Origin of the sequence: Microbacterium sp. CFBP 13617 (genome assembly GCF_014839445.1) — a bacterium.
Taxonomy (GTDB): Bacteria; Actinomycetota; Actinomycetes; order Actinomycetales; family Microbacteriaceae; genus Microbacterium.
Window position 1 is genome coordinate 363,861 of record NZ_JACYNW010000001.1, and the last position, 24,839, is coordinate 388,699.

The 24,839-nt window shown below is 71.5% G+C and carries 27 protein-coding genes; 13 read left to right on the forward strand and 14 right to left on the reverse strand.

What is annotated here, in order from left to right; genetic code table 11:
• Positions 1-78 precede the first annotated feature (78 nt).
• Positions 79-330, forward strand: a complete 252-nt coding sequence (locus tag IFU40_RS01485; RefSeq protein WP_191925145.1) for a type II toxin-antitoxin system Phd/YefM family antitoxin — start codon at positions 79-81, stop codon at positions 328-330.
• The gene (locus tag IFU40_RS01490) at positions 327-725 is read left to right on the forward strand and encodes a PIN domain-containing protein (RefSeq protein ID WP_191925146.1); all 399 of its coding nucleotides are present in this window, start codon (positions 327-329) and stop codon (positions 723-725) included. The genes IFU40_RS01485 and IFU40_RS01490 overlap by 4 nt, the downstream gene beginning before the upstream one ends.
• Here IFU40_RS01490 and IFU40_RS16715 read toward each other — a convergent pair.
• Positions 706-1,632: an NTP transferase domain-containing protein gene (locus IFU40_RS16715; protein ID WP_191925147.1), complete on the reverse strand. Its 927-nt coding sequence runs from the start codon at positions 1,630-1,632 to the stop codon at positions 706-708. The genes IFU40_RS01490 and IFU40_RS16715 overlap by 20 nt on opposite strands.
• Complete coding sequence (locus IFU40_RS16965) at positions 1,626-2,810, reverse strand: molybdopterin-binding protein (RefSeq protein WP_191925148.1); 1,185 nt, start codon at positions 2,808-2,810, stop codon at positions 1,626-1,628. Before IFU40_RS16965 ends, IFU40_RS16715 begins: the two co-directional genes overlap by 7 nt.
• A 350-nt stretch (positions 2,811-3,160) precedes the next feature.
• Here IFU40_RS16965 and IFU40_RS01505 point away from each other — a divergent pair, with 350 nt between their 5' ends.
• Positions 3,161-3,655: a DUF1990 family protein gene (locus tag IFU40_RS01505; RefSeq protein ID WP_191916595.1), complete on the forward strand. Its 495-nt coding sequence runs from the start codon at positions 3,161-3,163 to the stop codon at positions 3,653-3,655.
• 290 nt (positions 3,656-3,945) lie between these two features.
• Here the strand turns inward: IFU40_RS01505 and IFU40_RS01510 are convergent, their stop codons facing one another.
• Genes IFU40_RS01510 through IFU40_RS01535 form a run of 6 tightly spaced genes read right to left on the reverse strand, consistent with a single transcriptional unit; the run spans position 3,946 to position 7,101 of the window.
• Complete coding sequence (locus IFU40_RS01510; protein ID WP_191925149.1) at positions 3,946-4,860, reverse strand: Asp23/Gls24 family envelope stress response protein; 915 nt, start codon at positions 4,858-4,860, stop codon at positions 3,946-3,948.
• Positions 4,861-4,879: 19 nt separating this feature from the next.
• Positions 4,880-5,467, reverse strand: a complete 588-nt coding sequence (locus IFU40_RS01515; protein ID WP_055832186.1) for a hypothetical protein — start codon at positions 5,465-5,467, stop codon at positions 4,880-4,882.
• Positions 5,464-6,045 carry a DNA/RNA endonuclease G gene (locus tag IFU40_RS01520; protein ID WP_191916598.1) on the reverse strand — a complete coding sequence of 194 codons (582 nt, stop codon included), beginning with the start codon at positions 6,043-6,045 and terminating at the stop codon, positions 5,464-5,466. Before IFU40_RS01520 ends, IFU40_RS01515 begins: the two co-directional genes overlap by 4 nt.
• Positions 6,045-6,437: a hypothetical protein gene (locus IFU40_RS01525; protein ID WP_055832190.1), complete on the reverse strand. Its 393-nt coding sequence runs from the start codon at positions 6,435-6,437 to the stop codon at positions 6,045-6,047. The genes IFU40_RS01520 and IFU40_RS01525 overlap by 1 nt, the downstream gene beginning before the upstream one ends.
• Positions 6,434-6,622, reverse strand: coding sequence for a DUF2273 domain-containing protein (locus IFU40_RS01530; RefSeq protein ID WP_055832192.1), 189 nt, complete (start codon positions 6,620-6,622; stop codon positions 6,434-6,436). The genes IFU40_RS01525 and IFU40_RS01530 overlap by 4 nt, the downstream gene beginning before the upstream one ends.
• Positions 6,619-7,101, reverse strand: coding sequence for an Asp23/Gls24 family envelope stress response protein (locus IFU40_RS01535; protein ID WP_055832194.1), 483 nt, complete (start codon positions 7,099-7,101; stop codon positions 6,619-6,621). Before IFU40_RS01535 ends, IFU40_RS01530 begins: the two co-directional genes overlap by 4 nt.
• A 336-nt stretch (positions 7,102-7,437) precedes the next feature.
• On the opposite strand from IFU40_RS01535, the gene fdhD reads away from it, so the two are divergent.
• Both fdhD and IFU40_RS01545 read left to right on the forward strand, forming a co-directional pair.
• The gene (fdhD, locus tag IFU40_RS01540) at positions 7,438-8,316 is read left to right on the forward strand and encodes a formate dehydrogenase accessory sulfurtransferase FdhD (protein WP_191925150.1); all 879 of its coding nucleotides are present in this window, start codon (positions 7,438-7,440) and stop codon (positions 8,314-8,316) included.
• A gap of 64 nt (positions 8,317-8,380) precedes the next feature.
• Positions 8,381-10,705 (forward strand): FdhF/YdeP family oxidoreductase, encoded by a 2,325-nt coding sequence (locus IFU40_RS01545; protein WP_191925151.1) that lies wholly within the window; start codon positions 8,381-8,383, stop codon positions 10,703-10,705.
• Positions 10,706-10,792: 87 nt separating this feature from the next.
• On the opposite strand, the gene IFU40_RS01550 is transcribed toward IFU40_RS01545, so the two are convergent.
• Positions 10,793-11,785, reverse strand: coding sequence for a glycerate kinase (locus IFU40_RS01550; RefSeq protein WP_191925152.1), 993 nt, complete (start codon positions 11,783-11,785; stop codon positions 10,793-10,795).
• Positions 11,786-12,089: 304 nt separating this feature from the next.
• Here IFU40_RS01550 and purL point away from each other — a divergent pair, with 304 nt between their 5' ends.
• The 4 genes from purL to IFU40_RS01565 all read left to right on the forward strand — a co-directional run bounded on the left by purL (position 12,090) and on the right by IFU40_RS01565 (position 16,540).
• Positions 12,090-14,432 carry a phosphoribosylformylglycinamidine synthase subunit PurL gene (purL, locus tag IFU40_RS01555; RefSeq protein WP_070408833.1) on the forward strand — a complete coding sequence of 781 codons (2,343 nt, stop codon included), beginning with the start codon at positions 12,090-12,092 and terminating at the stop codon, positions 14,430-14,432.
• A gap of 50 nt (positions 14,433-14,482) precedes the next feature.
• Positions 14,483-14,617, forward strand: a complete 135-nt coding sequence (locus IFU40_RS16970; protein ID WP_258027439.1) for a hypothetical protein — start codon at positions 14,483-14,485, stop codon at positions 14,615-14,617.
• Between the two features lie 162 nt (positions 14,618-14,779).
• Positions 14,780-15,769, forward strand: coding sequence for a hypothetical protein (locus IFU40_RS01560; RefSeq protein ID WP_156784853.1), 990 nt, complete (start codon positions 14,780-14,782; stop codon positions 15,767-15,769).
• Between the two features lie 33 nt (positions 15,770-15,802).
• Positions 15,803-16,540, forward strand: a complete 738-nt coding sequence (locus IFU40_RS01565) for a hypothetical protein (protein ID WP_191925153.1) — start codon at positions 15,803-15,805, stop codon at positions 16,538-16,540.
• Positions 16,541-16,564: 24 nt separating this feature from the next.
• Here the strand turns inward: IFU40_RS01565 and IFU40_RS01570 are convergent, their stop codons facing one another.
• Positions 16,565-16,825, reverse strand: a complete 261-nt coding sequence (locus IFU40_RS01570) for a DUF3253 domain-containing protein (RefSeq protein WP_055832205.1) — start codon at positions 16,823-16,825, stop codon at positions 16,565-16,567.
• A 47-nt stretch (positions 16,826-16,872) separates the two neighbouring features.
• Here IFU40_RS01570 and IFU40_RS01575 point away from each other — a divergent pair, with 47 nt between their 5' ends.
• Together IFU40_RS01575 and IFU40_RS01580 are read left to right on the forward strand one after the other, a co-directional pair.
• Complete coding sequence (locus IFU40_RS01575; RefSeq protein WP_191925154.1) at positions 16,873-17,604, forward strand: DUF2071 domain-containing protein; 732 nt, start codon at positions 16,873-16,875, stop codon at positions 17,602-17,604.
• 127 nt (positions 17,605-17,731) lie between these two features.
• Positions 17,732-18,097, forward strand: coding sequence for a hypothetical protein (locus IFU40_RS01580; RefSeq protein ID WP_191925155.1), 366 nt, complete (start codon positions 17,732-17,734; stop codon positions 18,095-18,097).
• Positions 18,098-18,168: 71 nt separating this feature from the next.
• Here the strand turns inward: IFU40_RS01580 and IFU40_RS01585 are convergent, their stop codons facing one another.
• The 4 genes from IFU40_RS01585 to IFU40_RS01600 all read right to left on the reverse strand — a co-directional run bounded on the left by IFU40_RS01585 (position 18,169) and on the right by IFU40_RS01600 (position 22,062).
• Entirely contained in the window at positions 18,169-19,074 is a 906-nt protein-coding gene (locus tag IFU40_RS01585; protein WP_055832208.1) for a glycine betaine ABC transporter substrate-binding protein, read from the reverse strand.
• A gap of 62 nt (positions 19,075-19,136) precedes the next feature.
• On the reverse strand, positions 19,137-20,030 hold the full coding sequence (locus IFU40_RS01590) for an ABC transporter permease (RefSeq protein ID WP_191925156.1): 894 nt from the start codon (positions 20,028-20,030) through the stop codon (positions 19,137-19,139).
• Entirely contained in the window at positions 20,030-21,349 is a 1,320-nt protein-coding gene (locus IFU40_RS01595; RefSeq protein WP_191925157.1) for a betaine/proline/choline family ABC transporter ATP-binding protein, read from the reverse strand. Before IFU40_RS01595 ends, IFU40_RS01590 begins: the two co-directional genes overlap by 1 nt.
• Before the next feature lie 407 nt (positions 21,350-21,756).
• The gene (locus IFU40_RS01600; protein ID WP_055832214.1) at positions 21,757-22,062 is read right to left on the reverse strand and encodes a chorismate mutase; all 306 of its coding nucleotides are present in this window, start codon (positions 22,060-22,062) and stop codon (positions 21,757-21,759) included.
• An 81-nt stretch (positions 22,063-22,143) separates the two neighbouring features.
• On the opposite strand from IFU40_RS01600, the gene IFU40_RS01605 reads away from it, so the two are divergent.
• Together IFU40_RS01605 and IFU40_RS01610 are read left to right on the forward strand one after the other, a co-directional pair.
• A complete protein-coding gene (locus IFU40_RS01605; RefSeq protein ID WP_156458672.1) occupies positions 22,144-23,268 on the forward strand; it encodes an AI-2E family transporter in 1,125 nt (374 codons plus the stop codon).
• 245 nt (positions 23,269-23,513) lie between these two features.
• A complete protein-coding gene (locus IFU40_RS01610) occupies positions 23,514-24,686 on the forward strand; it encodes an ROK family transcriptional regulator (RefSeq protein WP_070408841.1) in 1,173 nt (390 codons plus the stop codon).
• Positions 24,687-24,839: the final 153 nt, after the last annotated feature.

Consider the following 24,839-nt stretch of genomic DNA (forward strand, 5'->3'; position numbering starts at 1 on the left):
CGCGTCGCGTTTGTCACTGCGGTGATGTCGTCTTCGCCGAGAACGACACCTAGCCAGTTTCCTGGCTAGGATGCCGCCATGATGTACAACGTCTTGGACGCGCGGAACAACCTGTCGAAGCTGATCGCCGACGCCGAGTCGGGGATCGAGGTCACGATCGCGCGCCGCGGGGTGCCCGTGGCGCGGATCGTGCCCATCGAGGGCGCCCCGTCACGCACGCGCAACGCTTTCGCCGAGTGGTTGACTGCGAACCCCCTCACTCCGGAGCGAGCACGACCGGTCGACGAGATCGATGCGATCGTCGCCGAGAATCGGGCCGCCGGGGCGTGATCTACGTCGACAGCTGCCTCGTCATCTACGCGGTCGAGCGCGACGACGACATCGGCGAGCGCACGCGCACCGCACTCGCGGCTGCCGACGAGCCGCTCGCGACGAGCCCCCTGGTCATGCTCGAGGCGCTCGTGAAACCGATGCGGGATGCCGACGCCCAGGCGCAGTCGACCATGTGGAGCGCCTTCGATGCTCTCGAACTGCTGCCGGTGGACCCCGACGCCTTTCTCGACGCGGCGTTGCTGCGTGCCCGCTATCGAGGCCTGCAGACGGCGGATGCCCTGCATCTCGCCGTCGCCCGGCGGGCCGGGTGCCGCGCTCTCTGGACGAACGACTCGCGTCTCGAGACGGCGTCGGGGGGCTTCGCGGTCGACGTCATCGGCCGCCCTCGCTAGCACCCCCACCCGCGTCCGCGTGCTCTGCAGCCCCTCCGGCGTTCACGGCCCGTGCCGCCCGAGCCCCGGCGTCTCCGCGGTTCTCCCACCCGCGCGCGAGTTCCACGACCGCCGCCACCGCGGCCTCGGTGTCGGCCGGTGAGCCGCCCGCGCGACCGGCGACGAGCCCCGCGACGAAGGCGCTCAACGGCGCCGCGGGCCGCGCCACGCCGTTCGCGACGTCGCGAGCGAGGTCGAGGATCAGCGAGATGGGGATGTCGCCCTTGCCCAGGTCGAAGCGCTCGGCGAGCGCCGCGCTCCAGTCGTTGAGCGCCTCGGGCGGCAGGGTGCGGGATTCGGTCATGGCTGCTCCTCCTCGGGCTGCTCGAAGATCGTCCCACGTGTCGACGTCGTGCGTCAGGGCCGGGTCGACCGACACCGGGGTCACCGTCATCCCCCCGAGCAGGGCACGCATCGACGCATCGCGTCCGCGGTCGGGGAGAGGGGATGCCGCTGCGCGCAGCGCCGCCGTCCGGTACCGGCCGATCAGCCACTGGCGTCGGCCGTCGTCGAGGCAGACGCCGTCGACGCCCGACGGGAGCGCATCGGGCAGCAGCGCCACCGCCTGCCCCACGGTCGGCAGGTCACAGGCGACGACGTAGACCTCATCGGCATCCACCGACGACAGGGCAGCGATAATCCCCGCCACCGGGCCGCCGAACGGGGGCTCCTCGCGCACCCACTGGACGTCGAGGCCGGGGGCGAGCTCGGGCGCGGCGACCACGATGCGCTCCACGCCCGCCGCACGGACGGCGGTGATCGCCGCGGCGAGGAGCGTCGTGCCGTTCACCTCGAACAGGGGCTTCACCGCCCCGCCGACCCGCGATCCACGCCCCCCGGCCAGCAGGATGGCGTCGGCCCTCACCACAGCGTCACGCTCACGAGATCGCCCGCGACGAGGTCGGTCTCGCCCGGGGGGACGACCGCCAGGCCGTCGGCATCGCCGAAGCCGCGGGTGCCGCGCTCGACCGGGCGGGCGAGCCAGCGTGACGGGTCACGACGGTCGAGGGCGACCGGCACGTACTGCACCCGCTCGGGACGCGCACGCCACCCCGCGGCGAGCGCCACGCGCACGGCGGCGCGACCGAGGTCGACATCGCCCTCGAGCGCGCGCAGCGCGGGCCGCACGAACAGCTCGAACGACACCGCCGCGCTGACGGGGTTGCCGGGGAGGCCGAACAGCAGGGTTCCCGCGGGGGTGCGCCCGAAACCCTGCGGCTTGCCGGGCTGCATGCGCACGCGGTCGAAGCGCATCAGGTCGCCGAGGGTGTTCTTCACGACCTCGTACGCCCCGGCGCTGACCCCGCCCGAGAACACGACGACGTCGGCCCCGGCCGCCTCCGCCGCGGCGATCGCGCGGCGCGGTCCGTCGCCCTCGTCGCCCACGCTCGTGCGCAGCACGACCTCGGCACCCGCCTCCTCAGCGAGCCCGGCGAGCAGCACGCTGTTCGACTCGGGGATCCGACCGCGCGCCAGCGGCACGCCCGGGGCGACGAGCTCAGAGCCGGTCGACACGACCGCGACGCGAGCGGCGCGCGACACGGTGACCGTGCCGACTCCGGATGCCGCGATGGCACCCGCCCGCGCCGCGGTGACCCGCAGCCCGTCGGCGACGACGAGGTCGCCCGCGCGCACGTCGGAACCGCGGCGGCGGACGTGGGCACCGGGTCCTCGCGGCGGCACGACGATCGTGACCGACTCGACGCCGCCGGCGAGTCCGTGCGCGGTGTCCTCGAACGGGACGACGGCGAGGGCATCGGTGGGCACGGGCGCCCCCGTCATGATGCGGGCCGCGTCGCCGGCATCCATCCGCGGGTCGAGGTCGGTCCCCGCGGGCAGATCGGCGACCACGCGCAGGGTCGCGGGCGCGAGGTCGCGGACGGCGAAGCCGTCCATCGCCGAGCAGTCGAAGGCCGGCACGTCGACGGCTGCCCGCACCGGATGCCGCAGTACCCGGCCGCGGGCCGCCGCCACGTCGCGGGACTCGGGGTCGAGGGGCTCGACCGCGTCGAGGACGGCGGCGAGGTGGTCGGCGACGTCGATCACGCGGGGGTCCGTGCGGAGGGGACGGGCATGGTTCCAGCGTAGGCGCGGGGGGTGTGAGGGCGGGCGCTGCGCGGGCGGGGCGGGGCGGGGCGGGGCGGGGCTGCGGGGCGGGGGACGGCCCGCGAGCGGTCGGAGCTGCGGGCGGGCTGGGCATACCGAGGCCTCGGCGCGGGGCTAGGCTGCGCCGGGCGCGGGGCGGCGCGCGGGCGGCCGACAGCGGGGCCGGCGGAGGATGTGGGACGAGCGGAGGACGCGAGAGCGGTCCCTCGCCCTCCGCTCGCCCCACCCCCTCCGCTCATCACTCGCCGCAACCCCCGGAGCCCCGGACGCGCCCGGTCTACCGTGAAGACATGGACGACCTGACCTACGACGAGGTCGGCGCGACGGCCGGCGAGATGCCCCCGGGGTACCACCACGTCCGCGCCCACCGCGTGATCGGGCACGGCCGCGGCGATTTCGAGCGCGCGGCCGACGCCCTGCTCGCGGGCGAGGCCCAGCGGCGCGCCGGCGCCCGGGTCGAGCTGTCCGAGACGCCGATGCGCGAGGGCACGCGCGTCACGATGCGGCTGGGTCTCGGCATCCTGGCGTTCCGCATCCCCTGCCTCGTCGTCTGGGCTGAGCGCACCGACACCTCGGCCGGCTTCGCCTACGGCACGCGTGCGGGCCATCCCGAACGCGGCGAGGAACGCTTCACGCTGACGCTGCGCCCATCGGGCGAGGTGGCGTTCGACATCGCGGCCTTCTCGGCACCGGGCCGCTGGTTCACACGCGTGGGCGCACCGCTCGGCCGCGTCGTGCAGGCGTGGATGACGCGGCGGTATCTGCGGGCACTCGACGCGCGCTGACCCGGGATGCCCCGTGTCAGATGAACTCGGGCCCCCGACGACGCGGCGGCAGGCCGAGCGCCGCGCTCGCCCCGCAGCGCGGCGTCGGGGCGCCGCGGCATGCACAACTCCTGAGTTCTCGCGGCACCCGACCACCCGGGGGCGGAAATCCGCGTGTCGGCCCCCGCGCACCGCCCGATCCTCCGGAGTTGTGCACGGGCGGTCGGCGACGGCTCGGGCACCGAGATCGCCGACGGCGACGCGAAGGGCGCCCCGGCCGAAGCCGGAGCGCCCTTTCGTCGTGCCTGGGGTCAGGAGCGGGGACGGTCGTCTTCCACGACCGACTGCACGCTGTCCGTCGCCGGCGTCTCGTCGTCGGCGCGTACCTCGTCGGCAGCGATCGCGAGGTCGACCGCGGCGTCTTCGAGGGCCTCGGCGACCACGTCGCGCACGTCTCCGCGGTCGTCGGCGGGCGTGCTCGTGACGGGGCTCTCGGGCTCGAGGCCCTCCGTGACGCGGTCCGCCGCAGCGATGTCCGCATCCGCATCGGCGGAGGCCACCCGCTCGCGTGCCGCCTGCACCGTCTGCTCGACAGCGGCTGCGGCACCGGCGGCGACGTCTCTCGACCTGGCCACCGCGACGTCGACGGTCTCCGACGCGCTGGCGGCGAGGTCCTTCGACTTCGCCACCGCGTCATCGACGGCAGCCGAGGCGCCGGCCGCGACGTCCATCGACTTCGCCTTCATGTCGTCGACCGCCACCGATGCGCGGGCGGCGACGGCATCCGTGCGCTCCTTCACCTCGCCGGCGACGTCACGGGCGCGGGCCGAGACGGCATCCGCCTTCTGCTCCGCCTCGTCGACGACGTCACGGTCGAACGGGCCGAAGACGCCCGTCACGACCACGTCGACGTCGATCCGACCGCGACCGAGGGGCTCGAGCGCATCGCGGACGGCGGTCCGCACGGCATCCGACACCTCGCGCAGCTTGTGCGGGTAGTCCACGACGAGCGAGATGGTGGCGGTGACGGAGTCGGCGCGATCGGTGTCGATCTTCACACCGGGCGCGGTGCTCGCGAGTCCCACGCGCTCCCGGACGGCATCCGACGCACGCCCCAGCAGGCTGCCGAGGGAGTGGACGCCCGTGACGGATCCGGCGGCGGTCGCGGCGAGTGCGGCCGCGGCGTCCAGGGCCGGGGGGTCGATGGCGGGGTCGATGGTGGTCATGACGTCTCCTTGTGGGGTGTCAGCGCACGCGGGTGTTGTCGTGCGCGAGCTTCGCGCGCAGACCCGAGTGGATCGAGATGTAGGCGCGCAGGTTCTGACCCGTCAGGGCGGCGAGGTTCGACACGAGGGTGTCGACGTGCTCGGCCACCTGGCGGGGAGAGGTGTTCTGTCGCGGGGTCACCGCGACGTGCAGCACCGACTCCTTGTTGATCTCGCCGGCCGTGATGCGGGCCGAGAGGATCTCGTCGCGCTCGGCCAGGGCGTTCTTCAGCGCTTCGGAGGCGAAGTTGTCGGTGACCGTGATGCGGCCTTCGTCGCTCGCGCTGCCGGTGGACTGCAGGGGTGCCTGACGACGACCGCGCACGGCGGACGAGGCGATGACGATGAGGATGACGGCCAGCACCACGAAGGCGGCGACCGCTCCCCAGCCGGCGGACTCGCGACCGAGGCCCACGAGCCAGCCCTGGAAGCCGCCCATGACCGAGGTCCAGGTGTCGGCTCCGCCGGGGGCGAGCCCGACGAGCAGAGCGAGGGCACCGGCGGCCAGCAGCACGACGGCGACCAGGAAGAGCAGGAAGCGGTTCAGGCCGCGACGCGTCGCATTCATCGGGACTCCTTGGTGTCGGGACGCTGCACGCGCAGGTGGGTGCGCACGGCGGGCGAGAGCTTGTACGAGGTGACCTCTTCTTCGACGAGGCGGCGCAGCTCGGCTTCGTCGACGGGGATGCCGACCGGGGGCCGCACGGTCACGTCGACCGAGCGATGGGCCACGCCCACGACGATGTCGTCACGGGCGATGCCCGACTCGTTGCTCAGGTGCTGGGCGACGGCAGAGGCCACGACGCCGTTGTCGACGACGACGGCACGCTCACCCCACGCCATTTCGTGACGCGACAGGCGTCCGGGCTTGAGCGCGAGGACGAGAACGAGCACGCCCACGAGGGCGAGCACGATGCCGCCGACGATGAACGCGACGGGAAGCAGGGCGGTGGGGGCCGCGACGACGGCGTTCAGCGCTTCGCCGGGGGCGACGAGCAGAGCGGGCTGCCCGACCAGGTTGAGGATGATCTCGACCGCGGCGTAGGCCAGGACGAGCAGGAGCAGCACGGCCACGACGATCATGGCCACGGTGCGCGGCGAGTGGGTCTCGCGGCGCACGACGGTGCGGAGCACGGCGTCGGTCATCACAGCACTCGCTTTCGCTGGGGGGCGGAGGCGCCCGAGATGGTCAGGTCGACGCGCGAGACCTCGCGGCCGAACAGGCGGGTCAGACGCGACCGCAGCTCGCTCTGGGCGACGCGGGCGGCTTCCAGCACGGGGGTGGCGGCGCGCACGGCCTCGGTGTCGTCGAGGCGCGGCACGGGGAAGGCCGAGGTCACGCGGACCACGGCCGTGTCGCGGGACGAGACGATCTCGACGCGGACGTTCTTGGCATCCACGCCGATGATGTCGGCGGCGGCCCGCTCCGCGGTCTTCTGCAGCACGCGGTCCGAGATGGCGACGCGGCCCGCGGGGAGGCCGGGGCCGGCAACCGAGCTGCGGTTGCCGACCCCGGGAGAAGCGGTGACGGTGGTCACGATGTGCTCCGACCCTTGAAGGCGTTGACGATGTTGCCGAAGTCGATCTCACCCGCCGTGATGCGGGCGACGACGATTCCGATCGCCATGAACAGGGCGACGAGGATGAATCCCCAGAAGCCGAAGATCAGGGCGCTGAGGGCCAGGACGAGCCCGACCAGGGCGCCCTTCGTCGTGGCGCTCACTGGACGCGCTTTTCGTTGCTGTCGTCGTCGTTGTTGTCGTCGCCCGGGATGTGGACGTCGTTCACGTCGACGTTGACCTCGACGACCTCGAGGCCGACGAGACGGTTGATGGCACCGGCGACGCGGCCGCGGACCTGGTCGGCGACTTCCTGGATGGGGGCGCCGTACTCGACGACGATGGTGATGTCGGCGGCGGCCTGGGTCTCGCCGACCTCGACCTTGACGCCCTGCGTCAGGTCGGTGGCGTTGATCGCGTCACGGATGGCACCCAGCGCGCGGGCTCCGCCGCCGCCGAGCGCGTACACACCGGCGACCTCGCGGGCAGCGATCCCGGCGACCTTGGCGACGACGCCCTCGGCGATCGTGGTCTTGCCCTCGGTGTGGGCGTCCTGTCCGCGGGCGCTCAGCGGGCGGTTCACGCGCGACGCCGTCTGGGGGACGTTCTGCGCGGCGGGGGTGGTGGGGGCGTTCTCAGCCATGTCCGTGCCTTTCAACAGTCGTGACCCGGTCGTTCCGGGGTGGGCGCTTTGGCCTACATGGATAAGACGTACCGGGTGCAGGAATCGTCACGTCGGGATTGAAAAAAACTCCGAAATCTGTATTCGCATGAATGCGAATGACCGCCTTCCGCGTGATTCCGCGGGTGGATGCGCTCCCACGACGCGTCCCGCGTCGGCGGCCCCGGACGCCCGACGAAGCGGATCCCCGTAGTCCCCGCCCCCGGATCCCCCCTCCCCGCCCCTCCCGATCCCGTCGGCGCCGCCGGGCGTACGCTCGATCCATGAGCCCCCTCCGTGCGTTCGTCCGGTCCTGACGTGGGCCGCCTCACCGCCTCCCGCCGCGTCACCCGCCTCACCCTCGACGGGGTCCGTCGCGAGCGACCGGATGCCATCGCCGTCGAGGAGCCGCTCGAGATCCGCGTCGCCGGGTCGCCGTTGGCCGTCACGATGCGCACCCCGGGTCATGACGTCGAACTGGCCGCCGGTTTTCTCGTGTCGGAGGGCGTGATCAGCCGCGGCGACGAGTTCGCCCGGGCGATCCACTGCGGCGGCCCCGGCACCGGCGGCGCCGACGGCAACACGTACAACGTGCTCGATCTCACGCTCGCACCGGGCGTCGCCCTCCCCTCGCCCGACATCGCCCGCTCGTTCTATACGACGAGCTCGTGCGGCGTCTGCGGCACGGCCTCCATCGAGGCGGTCGAGAAGGTGTCGTCCTACGACGTCTCATCCGACGGCATCCGGGTGTCTGCGCACGATGTCGCGGCCTTCCCCGACCGCCTGCGCGAGCAGCAGAAGACGTTCGACAAGACCGGCGGGCTGCACGGCGCGGCCCTCTTCGACGTCGCGAGCGGTGCGATGCTCGTGGCCCGCGAAGACGTCGGTCGGCACAACGCCGTCGACAAGGTCGTCGGGTGGGCGCTGCTGAACGACCGCCTGCCGCTGCGGGGGACGGTGCTGCAGGTCTCGGGCCGCGTGAGCTTCGAGCTGGTGCAGAAGGCCGTGATGGCCGGCATCCCGATCCTGTCGGCGGTGTCGGCGCCCTCATCTCTCGCCGTCGAGCTGTCCGAGCGCGCGGGGCTCACGCTGGCCGCGTTCGTCCGCGGCGGCAGCATGAACCTGTACACGCGGGCGGATCGCATCCAGGCGCCGTCCACAACCCCCGCGACGGACGAGGTCGCGAGCGTACGCTGACGAACGCGCACGGGGGTGAGGGTGGATGCCACCGCCCCGGCGCGGAAGACTTCGGAGGGTGAACATGGGTGAGTCGTTCGGATTGATGGCCGAGAAGCCGCGACAGGGCGGGCTCGGCCCGGCGGTCACGACCGAGTGGTCGAGCACCGGTGAGTACGAGCACCCGGCCGCCGGTTGGGGCGCCGCCCTCTCGGTGGGCAAGGTGCTGCTCGAGCAGCGCCAGCCCGTCGCGGGGACGCGCGCGATGTTCACGATGAACCACCCCAAGAGCGGGTTCGACTGCCCCGGCTGCGCGTGGCCCGACGACAAGGGCGTCGCCCTCGACATCTGCGAGAACGGCATCAAGCACGTCACGTGGGAGATGACGCACAAGCGCGTCGGCAAGGAGTTCTTCGCCGAGCACTCCGTGACCGAGCTGTCGCAGTGGACCGACTTCGACCTCGAAGACGCCGGTCGCCTCGTCGGCCCCCTGGCCTACGACGCGGCATCCGATCACTACGTGCCGATCTCGTGGAACGACGCCTTCCGCATGATCGCGCAGCACCTCACCGCGCTCGACTCGCCCGACCAGGCGGCGTTCTACACCTCGGGGCGCCTGAGCAACGAGGCGTCGTTCCTGTACCAGCTGTTCGCGCGCGAGCTCGGCACGAACAACCTCCCCGACTGCTCCAACATGTGCCACGAGGGCTCGGGCCGCGGCCTCACGGCCTCGCTCGCCACCCCGAAGGGCACCGCCGACCTCGAAGACTGGGAGAGCTGCGACGCCCTCTTCGTGCTCGGCGTCAACGCCGCCTCGAACGCTCCGCGCATGCTCACGAGCCTCGCCGAGGCCGTCGACCGCGGCGCCCAGGTCGTGCACGTGAACCCGCTGCGCGAAGCGGCGGCGACCCGCACGATCGTGCCCCACGAGATCGTCGACATGGCGACGTTCCAGTCCACCCCCACCAGCACGATGAACCTGCAGGTGCGCCCCGGCGGCGACCTCGCCCTCATCCGCGGCATGGCCAAGGTCGTGTTCGAGGCGTCCGAGACCGACCCCACCGCGCTCGACCAGGCCTTCCTCGACGAGTACACGACGGGCCTCGACGCCTACCGCGCCCTGGTCGAGGCGACCGGCTGGGACGAGCTCGTCGAGCAGGCCGGTCTCACCGAGGCCGAGATCCGAGGAGCCGCCGACGTCTACCTGAGCGCGGAGCGCACGGTCATCAGCTGGTGCCTGGGCGTCAGCCAGCACCAGCACGGCGTCGACACGGTGCGCGAGATCGTCAACCTGCTGCTGCTGCGCGGCAACGTCGGCCGCATCGGCACCGGCCCCTCGCCCGTGCGCGGTCACAGCAACGTGCAGGGCAACCGCACCTGCGGCATCAATCACAAGCCCACCGAGAAATGGCTCGCCAAGCTCGACGAGGTCTGCGGCATCGTCTCGCCCCGCGAGCCCGGCCTCGACACCGTGCACACGGTCGCGGGCCTGCACCGCGGCGACGTCAAGGTGTTCGTCGGTATGGGCGGCAACTTCGTGCGGGCAGCCCCCGACACCGCCCTCACCGCCGAGGGGATGAGCCGGTGCGAACTGACGGTGCACGTGAGCACCAAGCTCAACCGCAGCCACCTGACCCACGGCAAGGACGCGCTGATCCTCCCCTGCCTCGGCCGCACCGAACGCGACGTGCAAGAGGCGGGCCCCCAGTCGATCTCGACCGAGGATGCCATGAGCTCGGTCATGCTGTCGCTCGGCTCCCGCCGCCCGGCATCGTCGCACCTGCTCAGCGAGCCCGAGATCATCGCGCGCATGGCCCGCGCGACCATGCCCGAGTCGGCGACGCCGTGGGAGTGGTACGTCGGCGACTACGACCGCATCCGCGACACCATGGCGAAGGTCCTGCCGGGCTTCGAGGGCTTCAACGAGCTCGTCCGCCAGCAGTACGGCTTCCGCATTCCGCAGCCCGCTCGCGAGCGCGACTTCCAGACCCCGTCGGGCAAGGCGGAGTTCTCGGATGCCGAGCTGCCCGACGTCATCCCCGAAGAAGCCGACGTGCTGGTGCTGCAGACCATGCGCTCGCACGATCAGTGGAACACCACGATCTACTCGGCCGACGACCGGTACCGCGGCGTCCGCAACATCCGCGAGCTGGTGTTCATGCACCGTCGCGACATGAAGGAGCGCGGCATCGCCGAGGGAGACCTGGTCGACATCGTCGCCACCTCGCGCGACGGGTCGGTCCGCAGCGTCACGGCGTTCCGCGCGCTCGAGTACGACACCCCGCGCGGCAGCGCCGCCGGCTACTTCCCCGAGCTGAACGTGCTGCTCGGTCCCGACGACTACAGCCGCCAGAGCGACCAGCCGCTGATGAAGGACATCCGGGTGCGGATCGCGAAAACCGCGTCCTGACCGCCGGGCCCGCCGGGTACGACGGCGGGCCCCCTCCCCGACACCCGGGTCGGTGCCGCGTTCCGCCCGCCATCCGCTCCAGGGCGGTCAGCGATCGAGCCGCGACAGGGCCTCCGCGGTCGCCGCGCGGAGGGCGACGACCGGGTCGCGCCAGGCCAGGTCCGCCCCCACGATCCGGGTCATCGAGAAGACGTGGGGGCCGTCGACTCCCGGGGCCACGTTCCCGGCGATCAGGGCCGAAGGCACGCCGTGCCCTGCGGCGAGCGCGAGCACGTGACCCGGCCCCTTGCCCTCGAGGGTGGTCGCGTCGAACGCGCCCTCCCCCGTCAGCACGAGGTCGGCTCCGGCGATCGCCGCGTCGAGCCCCCGCGCGGCGGCGACGAAGGCGGCGCCGTCGACGAGCTCCGCGCCGGCGGCGAACAGTGCGCCCGACAGACCCCCGGCCGCGCCCGTCCGCGCCACCCCGTCGAGCGAGCGACCGAACCGTGCGGTCCACTCCGCGGCATCCGTCGCGAGTCGAGCCGTAAGGCGCTCGACCATCGCCGGGTCGGCCCCCTTCTGCGGGCCGAACACGCGCGCGGCATCGCCGAACGCGGCGGTGACGTCGGTCAGCACGATGACTCCGGGCGGGAAAGGAACGCGAGCGCCCAGCGCGTCGAGCGCCCCGCGCCCGCCGTCGGTCATCGCCGATCCGCCCATTCCCACGACGATCCGCGTCGCCCCGGCGTCGAGGGCGAGAGCCAGCAACTCGCCGACGCCGCGGCTCGTCGCGCCCCACGGGTCGTTGCCTCGCGCACCTCCGGCGAGGACGAGCCCGGATGCCGCGGCCGACTCGATCACGGCACTGTCACCGTCGAGACGCCAGGCGGCGGCGACCGGCAGACCGAGCGGCCCCGTGACGGTGTCGTGACGGGTCGGGCCGCCGAGGGCGTCGAGCGTGCCGTCACCGCCGTCCGCCATGGGGAGGACGACGATCTCGGCCGCGGCCCACCGCTCGCGGACCGCCGAGGCCATGGCATCCGCCGCCTCCTGGGCGGTGAGCGTGCCCTTGAACTTGTCGGGGGCGATCACGACGCGCATGGGCACCTTCGGTCGGGGCGGGTGTCTGCACCCTACCGCCGGGCATCGCGAGGCCGGGCGGCCGCCGCACGCCCTCAGCGATCCGCGCACCCTCAGCCCGGATGCCACGAGCCCCCGCCCGCACGAAACCTCAGCGATTCGCGCAACCTCAGCCGATCGAGCCCGAATCGAACCGACGTTGTGAGAATCACTGACCGTGCGCCCGAACGCCCCGAGCGGGCCGCCCGCCGACGGCCCCGGCGATGTCCGACCACCCAACTAGACTGACTCCGTCCGGCCCCTGCGATTTCTGGAGCTCAGCCGCGTGACCACTTCACCCGAATCCGCCGCCCGTACGGCACTCGCCGACACCGTCGAGAACGCCATCTCGACGCCCGAGAAAGAGCAGCCCTACGGCGCCCTCGGTCTCAAGAGCGACGAGTACGCCCGAATCCGCGAGATCCTGGGCCGCCGCCCCACCAGCGGTGAGCTGGCGATGTACTCGGTCATGTGGAGCGAGCACTGCTCCTACAAGTCCAGCAAGATCTACCTGCGCCAGTTCGGCCAGAAGGTCAGTGACGAGATGAAGACCCGCCTCATGGTGGGCATGGGCCAGAACGCCGGCGTCGTCGACGTCGGCGACGGCTGGGCGGTCACCTTCAAGGTCGAGTCGCACAACCACCCCAGCTACATCGAGCCGTTCCAGGGCGCGGCCACCGGCGTCGGCGGGATCGTCCGCGACATCATCTCGATGGGCGCGCGCCCCGTCGCCATCATGGATCAGCTGCGCTTCGGCGCCATCGACCACCCCGACACCCCGCGCGTGGTGCACGGCGTCACCAGCGGCATCTCGTTCTACGGCAACTGCCTGGGCCTGCCGAACATCGGCGGCGAGACCGTCTTCGACGCCGTCTACCAGGGCAACCCGCTGGTCAACGCCCTCGCGGTGGGCGTCATGCGCCACGAAGACATCAAGCTCGCCAACGCGACCGGGGTGGGCAACAAGGTCGTGCTGTTCGGTGCCCGCACGGGCGGCGACGGTATCGGCGGCGCCAGCATCCTGGCATCCGACACCTTCGCCGACGGCGGCCCCACCAAGCGCCCCGCGGTGCAGGTGGGCGACCCGTTCGCCGAGAAGGTGCTCATCGAGTGCTGCCTCGAGCTGTACAAAGACGACCTCGTCGAGGCCATCCAAGACCTCGGGGCCGCCGGCATCTCGTGCGCCACGAGCGAGCTCGCCGCCAACGGCGACAGCGGCATGAAGGTCGAGCTCTCCAAGGTGCTGCTGCGCGACCCCTCGCTCACGCCCGAAGAGATCCTCATGTCGGAGTCGCAGGAGCGCATGATGGCGATCGTCGCGCCCGAGAAGCTCGACGCGTTCCTCGCTGTCGTCGGCAAGTGGGACGTCGAGACCAGCGTGCTCGGCGAGGTCACCGGAGACGGTCGCCTCGTCATCGACTGGTACGGCGAGCGCATCGTCGACGTCGACCCCTCGACCGTCGCGGTCGACGGCCCCGTGTACGAGCGTCCCGTCGCGTACCCCACGTGGATCGACGCGCTGAACGACGACACGGCGACGACCCTCGCGCGGGCGACGGATGCCGAGACCCTCCGCCAGCAGTTCACCACCCTGGTCGCGAGCCCCAACCTCGCCGACACCTCGTGGATCACGAACCAGTACGACTACTACGTGCTCGGCAACACGGCCCTGAGCTTCCCCGACGACGCCGGCATGATCCGCGTCGACGAAGAGACCGGCCTCGGCTTCGCGATCGCGACCGACTGCAACGGCCGCTACAACCAGCTCGACCCGTACGAGGGCGCCAAGCTCGCCCTCGCCGAGGCCTATCGCAACGTCGCGGTCACGGGCGCCGTGCCCACCGCCGTCACCGACTGCCTCAACTTCGGCAGCCCCGAGAACCCCGAGGTCATGTGGCAGTTCAGCCGGGCCGTCGAGGGTCTGAGCGACGGATGCCTCGAGCTCGGCATCCCGGTCACGGGCGGCAACGTCTCGTTCTACAACCAGACCGGTGACCAGCCGATCCACCCGACCCCCGTCGTGGGCGTCCTGGGCATCATCGACGACGTCGCGGCTCGCATTCCCAGCGGCTGGCAGGATGCCGGTGAGAACCTCTACCTGCTCGGCACCACCGCCGACGAGCTCGACGGTTCGCAGTGGGCCGGCACGATCCACGACCACCTCGGCGGCCGCCCGCCCCGGGTCGACCTGGCGCAGGAGCGCAAGCTCGCCGAGCTGCTCAAGGCCGCCGGTTCGCAGTCGCTCGTGTCGAGCGCGCACGACCTGTCGTCGGGCGGGCTCGCGCAGACCCTCGCCGAGGGCGTCATGCGCTTCGGCGTGGGTGCGCGCGTCTGGCTCACCGAGCTCATGGAGCGCGACGGCGTCGATGCCACGGCGGCCCTGTTCAGCGAGTCGACCGGCCGCGTCCTGGTCAGCGTCCCCCGCGAAGAAGACGTCAAGTTCCGAGGCCTGTGCAACGGCCGCGGCTACCCGGTGCTGCGCATCGGTGTGACCGACGTCGAGCCCGGCACGGTGGCATCCCTCGAGATCCAGGACGTCTTCACCGTCACGGTTCCGGAGCTGCGCCGCCTGTCGAACGAGACCCTGCCCGCCGTCTTCGGTCCCACCGTCGCGGAGCCCGTGGCCTGAGGGTTCGGGCCCTCGGCCCCGACACCCCGCCCGCCCAGAGGAGAAGTGCGATGAGCGACGACGACGACATGACGGTGTTCAGCGACAAGCGCCAGCGGCGGGTGAAGCTCACCGCGTGGGTCGTGATCGGTGCGCTCATCCTCACCGGTGGCGGCGCGACCGTGCTGACGTTGATTCTGGGCTGACGCGCGTCCCGCGCGAGGGGTCGTTCCACGTCGCCGAGGGTGCGTCCCGGCGACGGCGCGGCCCCTCTCGCGTCGAACCGACTCGGGCGTCGGGGGTGCTTCCCCTGCGCGTTCCGGCCGAATGCCCGGCGTGATGTCAGACACCGCCCGTAGCATGGGGGTGTGGAACCGCTGGTGATCTTTCTCACCGAGTGGTGGTGGATCGGCCCCGCAGCGGCCGGTGCCGGCACACTCGGGTGGGTCGGCGTGCGCCGCACACGGCAACGCGCGCTCCCCGCGGGAACCACGACCACCGGCGACCGAGCGGCCCGGGCCTGGGCTTCTCGTCCGCTGAGCAAGAACGCCGCCCGTCGTCTCGAGCTCGACGCCGCGCAGCTCGATCTGCAGAGCGCACGGCACGCCGTCATGCGCGGACGCGCCGAGGTGAAGGTCGCCGACGCCGAGGTGGTGCGCGCTCAGGCCGAGCGCGCGGCGTCCCGCGTTCCGGCCGACGTGGTCGCCGCCGCCCGCGGTCGACTCGTCGACGCCCAACGCGACCTGCGCGCCGCGACCGCCGAGGTGCGGGCCAGCCGCGCCGGAGTGAAAGCGGCGAAGGCCATGCTCCCGGCGATCCGCTCCGGTGGCGCGCCCCTTCCGGTCGCGCGCCTGCTGGCCGAGCACGACGCCATCCTCGCCCGCTGGATGTCGTACGAGACCGACCCCGCGCTGGCGATCGACTACCCCGCCATGACCGACTCGCGCTCCCCCCTGCTCGCCGACTTCCTGCGCGCGCACGAACGCGCGCAGTGGCTGCGTCCGGCCTCGACCACGACGCGTCTCGAGCCCGCCGAGTTCCTCGCGTACCGCGATGCCGTGCGTCACGTCTCGCACGCGTTCGACCGCGCGGAGCGCGCCGCGCGGCGCGGCGGCGAGCAGCCCAGCGTCGAGGGCACCGACGCGTGGGGTCGCGTGGCCTCCGATCTCGCCGAGACGGCTCAGCGCGCGCTGGCCCGTTCGATGGAGTCGATGGGCCGTGCAGCGGCCCGCAACTGGAGCGAACGGGGCGCGAAGCGCGCGCAGAAGAAGGGCCCCGACGCCGCTCCCCCGACGCCGAACGAGCGCCCCGTGTGGCCGCCGCCCGCGCGCGAGAAGCCGCGACCGCCGGCATCCTGAGCCGCCGTCGGGCGAGCGGCGTAGCATGGCGCCGTGCAGGAGTTCTGGAATTTCGCCGGCCAGTACTGGTGGTTGGTCTTCCCCGTCTTCGGAATGACCATGGGGGCGGTCAACGCGCGCGTGAAGCACCGCGAGGTCGCCGCCCGTCGGCGCCACCGCGAGCAGATCGAGCTGATCCGCGCGCAGGGCGGGGCCGTTCCGGCGTCGATCTCCGCTCCGACCGTGGGCGCCCCGGTCGCCGACGCCCAGCTGCGCGCCGTGGACGCGCACGACGCCGTCACCCACCGCTGGCTCGAGTACGAGCTCGACGCGTCGAAGCTCATCACCTACCCGGCGATGAGCGACGGCCGCCAGCCGCTCACGGCGGCGTTCCTGCGCGCGAAGAAGGTCGCCGACAATCTGCGCCCCCGCACCGATGAGGTGTTGTCGCCCGATCGGCTCAAGGAGTACCGCGAGGCCGTCACCGACTACGAAGTGGCCTTCGAGGTCGCCGAGCGCGATGCCCGACGGGTCAAAGACGCCGCGTTCACCGCCGACGAGCGCAAGCGCCTCGACACCGCGAAGCAGCTGCTCAGTGTCGCCACCGACCAGGCCGCCACCCCCAACGAGCGGCAGGTCGCCTACCGCCGCGTGCGCGAGGAGTTGAACGGTCTGATCTGGCTGTCCGACGAGGCCGTCGACGTGCTCGAGAAGAAGGTCGCGCTCGAACTGCCCCGCGGCGGCGGCGACACACCCCGCACTCCGCTCATCCCGCCCGAGCCCGCGGTCTGACGCGACGGCTCCCGCGCGGAGTCGTCAGCTCTTGCGGCGGATCCGCACCGGCCCCCGCGCCGTCGTCACGTCGACGACGCGACCCTTCTGCGTCACCTCGACCTCGCCCAGGCCGACGAGTTCGTGCGCGGCGTCGCGTGCCGGCTGCATGAGGTCTCGCCAGTCGTCGCCGCCGACGGCGCGAGCCGCCTCCGACGGGCAGATCGTCTTGTCGGCGTCGCGCGCGGCGAGCAGTTCGCGAATGGATGCCACGAGCCGAGGATCCGCACCAGATGCCGGGGTCATCTGTCCAGTGTCCCTCCGCGCGGCGGTGCCGGGGTCAGAATGAGCCGGTGATCACCGACCGCCATGCCCCCGATCTGCCCGGACGCGCCGTCATCGAGCAGCGGTGGAACCGCGCCGTCTTCGTGCACTGGCGGGTGGACGCGGCCGACGTCGCGCCGCTGCTCCCGGCCGGTACCCGTCCCGACGTGCACGACGGCTCCGCGTGGGTGGGGCTCGTGCCCTTCGTGCTCAGTGAGTTCCGCTTCCTGCCCCTGCCGCCCGTGCCCTTCGTCGGCACGTTCACCGAGATCAACGTGCGCACCTACGCGATCGACGACGAGGGCCGCCGCGGCGTCGTGTTCCGCACGCTCGAGGCCGAGCATCTGGCCCCCGTCCTCGGGGCCCGCGCGCTGTTCGGCCTGCCCTACCGATGGGCTCGAGCCGGAGTCCGCACCGACGGGGCGCGCATCGAGTACCGCTCGCGGCGTCACGGGGGTCGGCATCCGGGAACCCACGTGCGTGCCACCCTCGGCACCGACACGGTCGACACCCCCCTCTCGCGGTTCCTGACCGCGCGATGGGGCTTCCACGAGCGTCACCTGGGCCGCACGATCTGGGCCGCGAACAGCCACGAACCGTGGCCCCTGGTCGAGGCGCAGCTCGACGTGCTCGACGACGACCTCGTCGCCGACGCCGGCTTCCCCCAGCTCGCCGGCCGCACGCCCGACTCGGTGCTGGCGATGCCCGCGGGCCACCCCGGCTTTATCACGCGCTTCACGACGGCGCGCGCGATCGCCTGAGTCGGGCGGAGGATGCGGTCCGTCTCGCCAAGAAGAGCCGCCGGTGCGCCGAAGACACCGCTCACCCGAATGCGGTGCGATTTCATCTTTTCATGTATGCGTGCTCATGTTTACCTTGCGAGTGGGCGTGACCAACGTCGTTCCACCCCACGGCGCTTGCGCCGAAAGGACTATTCATGAGCGGCTCGGCATGACGATCCCTTCACACACGCGGGCCCGATCGCGGGCTTCCTCTCTCCACTGGTGGGCCGTCGCGGCAGCCGCCGTCGCACTGGCCGCGCCGCTGCCGAACGAATGGAGGCTCACGGTCCAGATCTTGACCCTCGTCTTCGGCGTAGTGGTGCTGTGCGTGGTCCGGGGTCGAGCGGCTCGATCGATCGCGGCGGCCGTCGTTGTCGTGGTCGGCGCCATCGTAGGCGTGCAGATCGCCGGGCAGATCCTCGCTCTCGTGTTCGAGCGATCCTTCATCGACGACGCCGTCGTCGTCGGCTGAGAGACGACGAGCGCGACCGACGCCAGAAGGGTCCCTCCGCGCACGGAGGGACCCTTCTGGCGTGAGAAATGTCAGTCGCGCTGCGTCGGGAACGCGTCGGGGTACTGCTCGAGCCACGCCTGCACGGCCTCGGGCTCCTTGCCCTCGCCGTACTCGTTGACCACGAGGTCTTCGAGCGAGCCGTACTGCTCGTCGTCGAGCTGGATGCCGGCGATGAGCTCGGCGGCATCCGGGTACTTCTCGGCGAAGCCGGAGGTGGCGAGGAAGTGCAGCGCCTCGGGGTCGCCCATCAGACCCTGGGGGTCCTCGAGGTCCTTCACGTCGTAGGCGTCGTTCGCCCAGAAGGGACGCCACAGGGTGACCGCGATGTCCTTCTGCGCCGCGATGGCGTTGTCGAGTTCGGTGAGCATCGCCGCGGTCGACGAGGTGACGAGTTCGAAGTCGCCGTCGAGGCCGTAGCCGGGCAGCATGGTCTCCTGCGTCTGCTTCGTCAGGCCGGCACCCGGCTCGATGCCGTAGATGCGCCCCTCGAAGCGGTCGGCGTTGGCCTGCAGCTGCTCGATCGAGTCGATGTCGACGTAGCTGGGCACCGCGATCGTGAGCTTGGCGTTGTCGTAGTACGCGCCGAGGTCTTCGATCTTGTCGCCGTAGGTGTTCATGTAGTCGGCGTGCGTCAGCTCGGGCCACGCCGACGGGTAGATGTCGACGTCGCCCTGGGCGAGGCCGGCGTAGAGCGGGCCCGCCTCAGTGAGGGTCTGCATCTCGACGGTGTAGCCGAGCTTCTCGAGCTGGTCCTCGAGCAGGTAGGCGGTGCTGAGACCGTCGGTCCACGACGGCAGGAACCCGAGCGTGATCGTGCCCTTGTCGCCGCCGCCGCCGTCTCCGCCCTCGGCCTGGTTGCCGCTCGCGCAGCCGGCGAGCGCGAGGGCGCTGACGGCCCCGAGGGCCAGGGTGGTGGTGAGGTGTCGCTTGTTCATCGCTGTGTTCTCTTCCTTTTCGTATGCGTTTCCGTGTGTGCGCGCGCGTGAGGCGCCAAGACTCACGCGGGGGTGGGGGCGGCGGGGGCGCGACGTCGGCCCAGCGCCGCGAGCAGCGACGAGGCGTTGTCGGACCGGTTGCCGAGAGCGGCGGTGAGGCGGTCGAGGTACACCGCCAGCACGACCACGCTGAGGCCCGCCTCGACGCCCTTGGGCAGGTTGACGGTCGAGATCGACTGCACGACCTCCTTGCCCAGGCCGTCGGCGCCGACGATGCCGGCGACGACCGCCATCGACAGGGCGAGCATGATGACCTGGTTGACGCCCGCCATGATGGTGGGCATCGCGAGCGGCAGTTGGATGCCACGCAGGATCTGTCCGGGCGTCGCGCCGAACGCGTGCCCGGCCTCCACGGTCTCGGAGTCGACCCCGCGGATGCCGAGCTCGGTCAGACGCACGCCCGGGGGCAGCGCGAAGATGACGGTCGAGACGACACCGGGCACCACCCCGATGCTGAAGAACGTGATCGCGGGGATCAGGTAGACAAAGGCGGGCATCGTCTGCATGAAGTCGAGGATCGGCTTCATGACGGCGCGCACGGTGGGATTGCGCGCCGACCAGATGCCGAGCGGCACCGAGATCGCCACGGCCACGATCGTCGCCACGAGCACGAGCGCGAGCGTCTGCATCGCCGTGACCCACTGACCCATGCCCAGGATGAGGGCGAAGCCGATCACCGTGCCGAGGGCGAGCTTCCACGAGCGCAGGAGCCACGCCAGCAGCGCCGCGACGACGATCACGACGATGATCGGGGCGGCCAGCAGCACATCGCTGAGGCCACCGACGAGAAAGCGCACGGTCACGGCGATGACGCCGAAGAGACCCGAGAGGTTGTCGCGGAGCCAGTCCACGCCGGCGTCGACCCACTGGCCGACCGGAATGCGGAAACCATCCATCAGCGCATCCCTCCGGTCTCGGATGCCGGGACCCCGGGGTCGGCGGAGGTCGCGTCGAGCACCGCGTCGATCTCTGCCGACGGGAGCGGGTTCGGAAGCACGGTGATCTCCTCGGTGGCGGTGGGGCCGGGGCCGAGAGCGGCCAGCAGGGTGACGCGCGGGATGACGCCGGCCAGGCGTCCCTCGGCGTCGAGCACGGCCAGCGGAAGCGGCGACTCGACCGACGGCACGAAGAGGTTCATGAGTACGTCCTCTTCGCGCACGCTCTGCGGCAGCGGCCGGAGCATGCCGAGCAGCGAGTTCTCTCCCGCGCGCACGAGCTTGATGGCGTCGCGGTCGGTGATGATCCCGAGCGGCTTGCGGTCGCGGTCGGTGACGTAGGCGGCCGACATGTACGCGTCGCGCATCTGGCGCAGCGCCGTCCGGGGGCCCGCCGACGCGTCGACGCGCGGTCGGGGACGCTCCATGACGTTGCCGGCCGTGAGCACGCGGGCGCGGTCGACGTCCTGCACGAACTGCTCGACGTAGTCGTTGGCCGGGTCGGTGAGGATGTCTTCGGGCGTGCCGATCTGCACGATGCGCCCGTCGCGCATGACCGCGATGCGGTCGCCGAGGAACATGGCCTCGTTGAGGTCGTGGGTGATGAAGACGATCGTCTTCTTCAGCGTCCGCTGCAGTTCGAGCAGCTGCTCCTGCATCTCACGACGGATGAGGGGATCGAGGGCGCTGAAGGCCTCGTCCATGAGCAGGATGTCGGTGGCGGCGGCGAGAGCGCGGGCGATGCCGACGCGCTGCTGCATACCGCCCGACAGCGCGGAGGGGAGCTTGTCGCCCCACCCCTCGAGTCCGACGAGGGCGAGGATCTCGTCGGCCTTGGCCAGGCGCTCGGCCTTGCCGACGCCGCGGATCTCGAGCGGGTAGGCCACGTTGGCCGCGACCGTCCGGTGCGGCAGGAGCGCGAAGTGCTGGAACACCATCGCGAGACGATCGCGCCGCAGTGACCGGAGTCGCGCGGTGCCGACGCCCGTGAGGGGGTCGCCCTGCACCTCGACGGTGCCGGCGCTGGCCTCATGGAGGCCGTTCAGCATGCGGATGATGGTGGACTTGCCGGAGCCGGAGAGCCCCATGATGACGAAGATCTCACCGGGGTGGACCTCGAAGCTCGCGTCGATGACGGCGGCGGTCCCGTGGTCGGCGATCTCGTCGCGACGGGCGCCGGAGCGGAGCTTCTCGACGGCAGCCTGGGGGGCGCGGCCGAAGACCTTGAACAGGTTCTTCGCCGCGAGGGCAGGCGCCTCGAACGCAGGCGGATGGGTCACTGTGTGCACCTCAGCGGCCTCGGGTGGCCGCAGCGGTCACGCCCGGGTGGCAGCCGTCAGCACTCTTCGGGGGGTGGAGTGCGTCGGCGTCGAATGTCGGATCCGACGCCCAGGCCGCCGACCGTACGCTCGCGGCGTCGACTCCCCCGAGTCGTCACCGGCGACCGCGGACTGGTCGGGTGGGCGGCCCGAATTCGGGCCTCCACCAAGGTTTCACGGTGATGGATCGGCTGGCAAATCGCCCGCCGCATTGCGCTCTCGAGCACCCTGTGGCACGCGCGTGCGCGTGCCCGATGCTTCACGGGCGCTCCCCCGCGGGCATCCCTGAAAGCGAGCCCGGGCGTGTCGCACAACGTCGGCGGAGGCGTTCCGGCATCCCGAAACCGTCGCGCCGAGGCGACTGCCGCTCAGTCGGTCCCGGGGTGCGCGGCGGCGGACCGGTGGTGACGGATGACCTCGGCGACGACGAAGTTGAACCACTTCTCGGCGAACGCGGGATCGAGGTCGGCGTCTTCCGCCAACCGCATGAGCCGGGCGATCTGCTGCTCTTCGCGCGAGGGATCGGACGCCGGCATGCCGTGCTGGGCCTTGAGCACACCCACCTGCTTGGTGCAGCGGAATCGCTCGGCGAGCAGGAAGATCAGCGCGGCGTCGATGTTGTCGATGCTGCCCCGCAGGCCCTGCAGGATCGTGGTGGGGTCGGCGTCGGTCATATGTCCTCCCAGATCGCTCCGAGGATACCGCGCGCGAGGGTCGACGTAACGCGCTCCCCGCAGACCCTTACAGTGTTGAGCATGAGCCGATCGACGCGCCCCGACCCCACCTCCGAGGGCGCCGAGGCGGGGACCCCCACCTCCCGCGACAAGCCGGTCTGGTCCGCGGTCTCGCGACCCTACGCCGCCGGCTTCTTCCTCACCCTCGGCGGTCTCACCGCGCTCCTGCTGGGTGCTGCGCTCTCGAACATCTCCACGGTGCTCATCTACATCGCGATCGCCCTCTTCGTGGCCCTCGCCCTCGACCCCCTCGTGCGCCTGCTGGTGCGCCGCGGCCTGTCGCGCGCGTGGTCGATCGTCATCGTGTTCGGCGGCCTCGCCGTCATCCTCGCCGGTGCCCTGTGGTTGCTGATCCCGCCCGTCGTCCGTCAGGTCGAGCAGTTCGTCCGCGACATCCCGAACTTCGTCAACGACCTCATCGACAGCGACGCCGTGCACTGGGTCGAGTCGAACTTCGGCGACAGCCTGGGCGACGTGCTCAAAGAGGTGCAGGGCTTCGCCACCAACCCCACGAACATCGCGGCGATCGGCGGCGGTCTTCTTCAGGTCGGCATCACCATCGGCACGTTCGTCTCGGGAGCGATCATCGTGCTGGTGCTGAGCCTGTACTTCCTCGCGTCCCTGCCCAAGATGAAGAACAGCCTCGTGCGTCTGACGCCCGCGCGCAGCCGCGCGACCGTCTCGGACATGACGGGCCAGATCACCGACTCGGTCGGTGGGTACCTCGCGGGCATGGTCGTGCTGGCGCTGTGCAACGCCGTCTTCGCGTTCATCGTGCTGACGATCCTGCAGCAGCCCTTCGCCGCGCTGCTGGCGGCCCTCGCGTTCGGGATCACGCTCATCCCGCTCGTCGGCTCGGTGCTCTTCTGGGCGACCGCCACGGTCTTCACGCTCATCGTCAGCCCGAGCGCCGGCCTCATCTTCGCGATCGTGTACCTCGTGTACATGCAGGTCGAGGCATATCTGCTGACCCCCCGCGTGATGAACCGCACGATCTCGGTTCCCGGCTCGCTCGTGGTGATCGGCGCGCTCGTCGGCGGCACCCTCCTGGGGCTCCTCGGTGCGCTGGTCGCGATCCCCGTCACGGCCTCGGTGCTGCTCATCATCAAGCAGATCGTCATCCCGCGTCAGGATGCCAAGAAGTAGGCACCGACGGGGGTCGCCGCCGGGGCGTGCCCCGGTGCTCGCGAGCGTGCGCATGACGGGTGCGCGGGGATAGCGGCATCCCGAGCCGGTCCGTCGCTGACCCGGTCGAAGCCGGCGCGCACCCATCCCCGGCGGGCGGAGATGTCCGACGTCTGCGCGCTCACCCGGCTCCGGAACGTGCGCGCCGTCGGCGCCGACGCGTGCGATGATCTCGTCACCGACGTCGACATGACCGGAGCACACCCATGAGCGCCCCCTATCGCCACCTCGCCTCGACGGGCGGTGTCTTCTCGCTCATCCGCGACGGCCTGGCTCGTTCCCGGTCGGACCTCTCGCGACTGACCGGGCTGGCGCCCTCGACCATCACGCTGCGCGTCGACGAACTGCTCACCCTCGGCGTCGTCGAAGAGGCCGGCGAGACCGCGTCGCGTGGGGGCCGTCGCCCGCGCAACCTCGCCCTCGCACGCGATGGACGCGTCGTCGCCGGGATCGACCTCGGCGCCGCGCACGCCACCATCATCCTCGAAGACCTGCGCGGCACCCGCGTGGCCCGTCATCGCATGACCCTCGACATCTCGCGGGCGCCCGAGGTGGTGCTGCGCGGCATCCATCGCGAGGTGCTCTCGCTCGTCGAGGCGGCCGCCGAGCCCGTGACCCTGGCGGGCATCGGCCTGGCGGTTCCCGGACCCGTCGGCGTGCCGGACGGCCGCATCATCTCGCCCTCGCGGATGCCGGGATGGAACGGCATCGATGCCTCGGCGATCCTCGGCGGCATCGCCGGCGTTCCCGTGCGCTGCGAGAACGACGCGAACGCGATGGCTCTCGGCGAGCACATCGCCGGAGGCCGGAGATCGCGCAACATGCTCGTCGTCAAAGCGGGCTCGAGCATCGGCGTCGGCATCATCGTCGACGGCGCGCTCTACCGCGGAGCGACGGGGGTGGCGGGCGACATCACCCATATCGCCGTGGCCGGCTCCACCGTGGCCTGCGTCTGCGGTCGCGTGGGCTGCCTCGACGCCATCGCGGGCGGGCGCGCCATCGGCGAGGCCATGACGGCGGGCGGCATCCGCATCGACGACGTGGCGCAGCTGTCGGAGCTCGCTCACGACGGGCACCCCCTCGCCACGCGTCTGCTGCGCGAAGCGGGTCTGCGCACGGGCAGCGTGCTGGCCACCGTCGTGGGCTTCTTCAACCCCGAGCGGCTCGTGCTCGGCGGCATCATCGCCACGACCGACGCCTTCGTCGCCGGCGTGCGCTCGAGCATCTACGACCTGTGCCTCCCCCTGTCGACCTCGTCTCTGGAGGTCTCGGCGTCGGAAGAGGGCTGGGACATCGGAGCGCGCGGAGCCGCTCTTCTCGTGCGCGACGAGCTGCTCTCGGCCGCCTCCATCGACAACCTGACGCGGTCGAACGCCTGACTTATTTCACGGATTGAAGTCGAAATGGTGACTTCATCCGATGTATGTAACAGGTCGATTAAGGAATGAAGCGGTGCTCGTCCGCGCCGCTAGCCTCCCCCCAAGACCTAATCATCCGATGTCCCGGGCTGATTCGCCGGACCCGAACTCCGC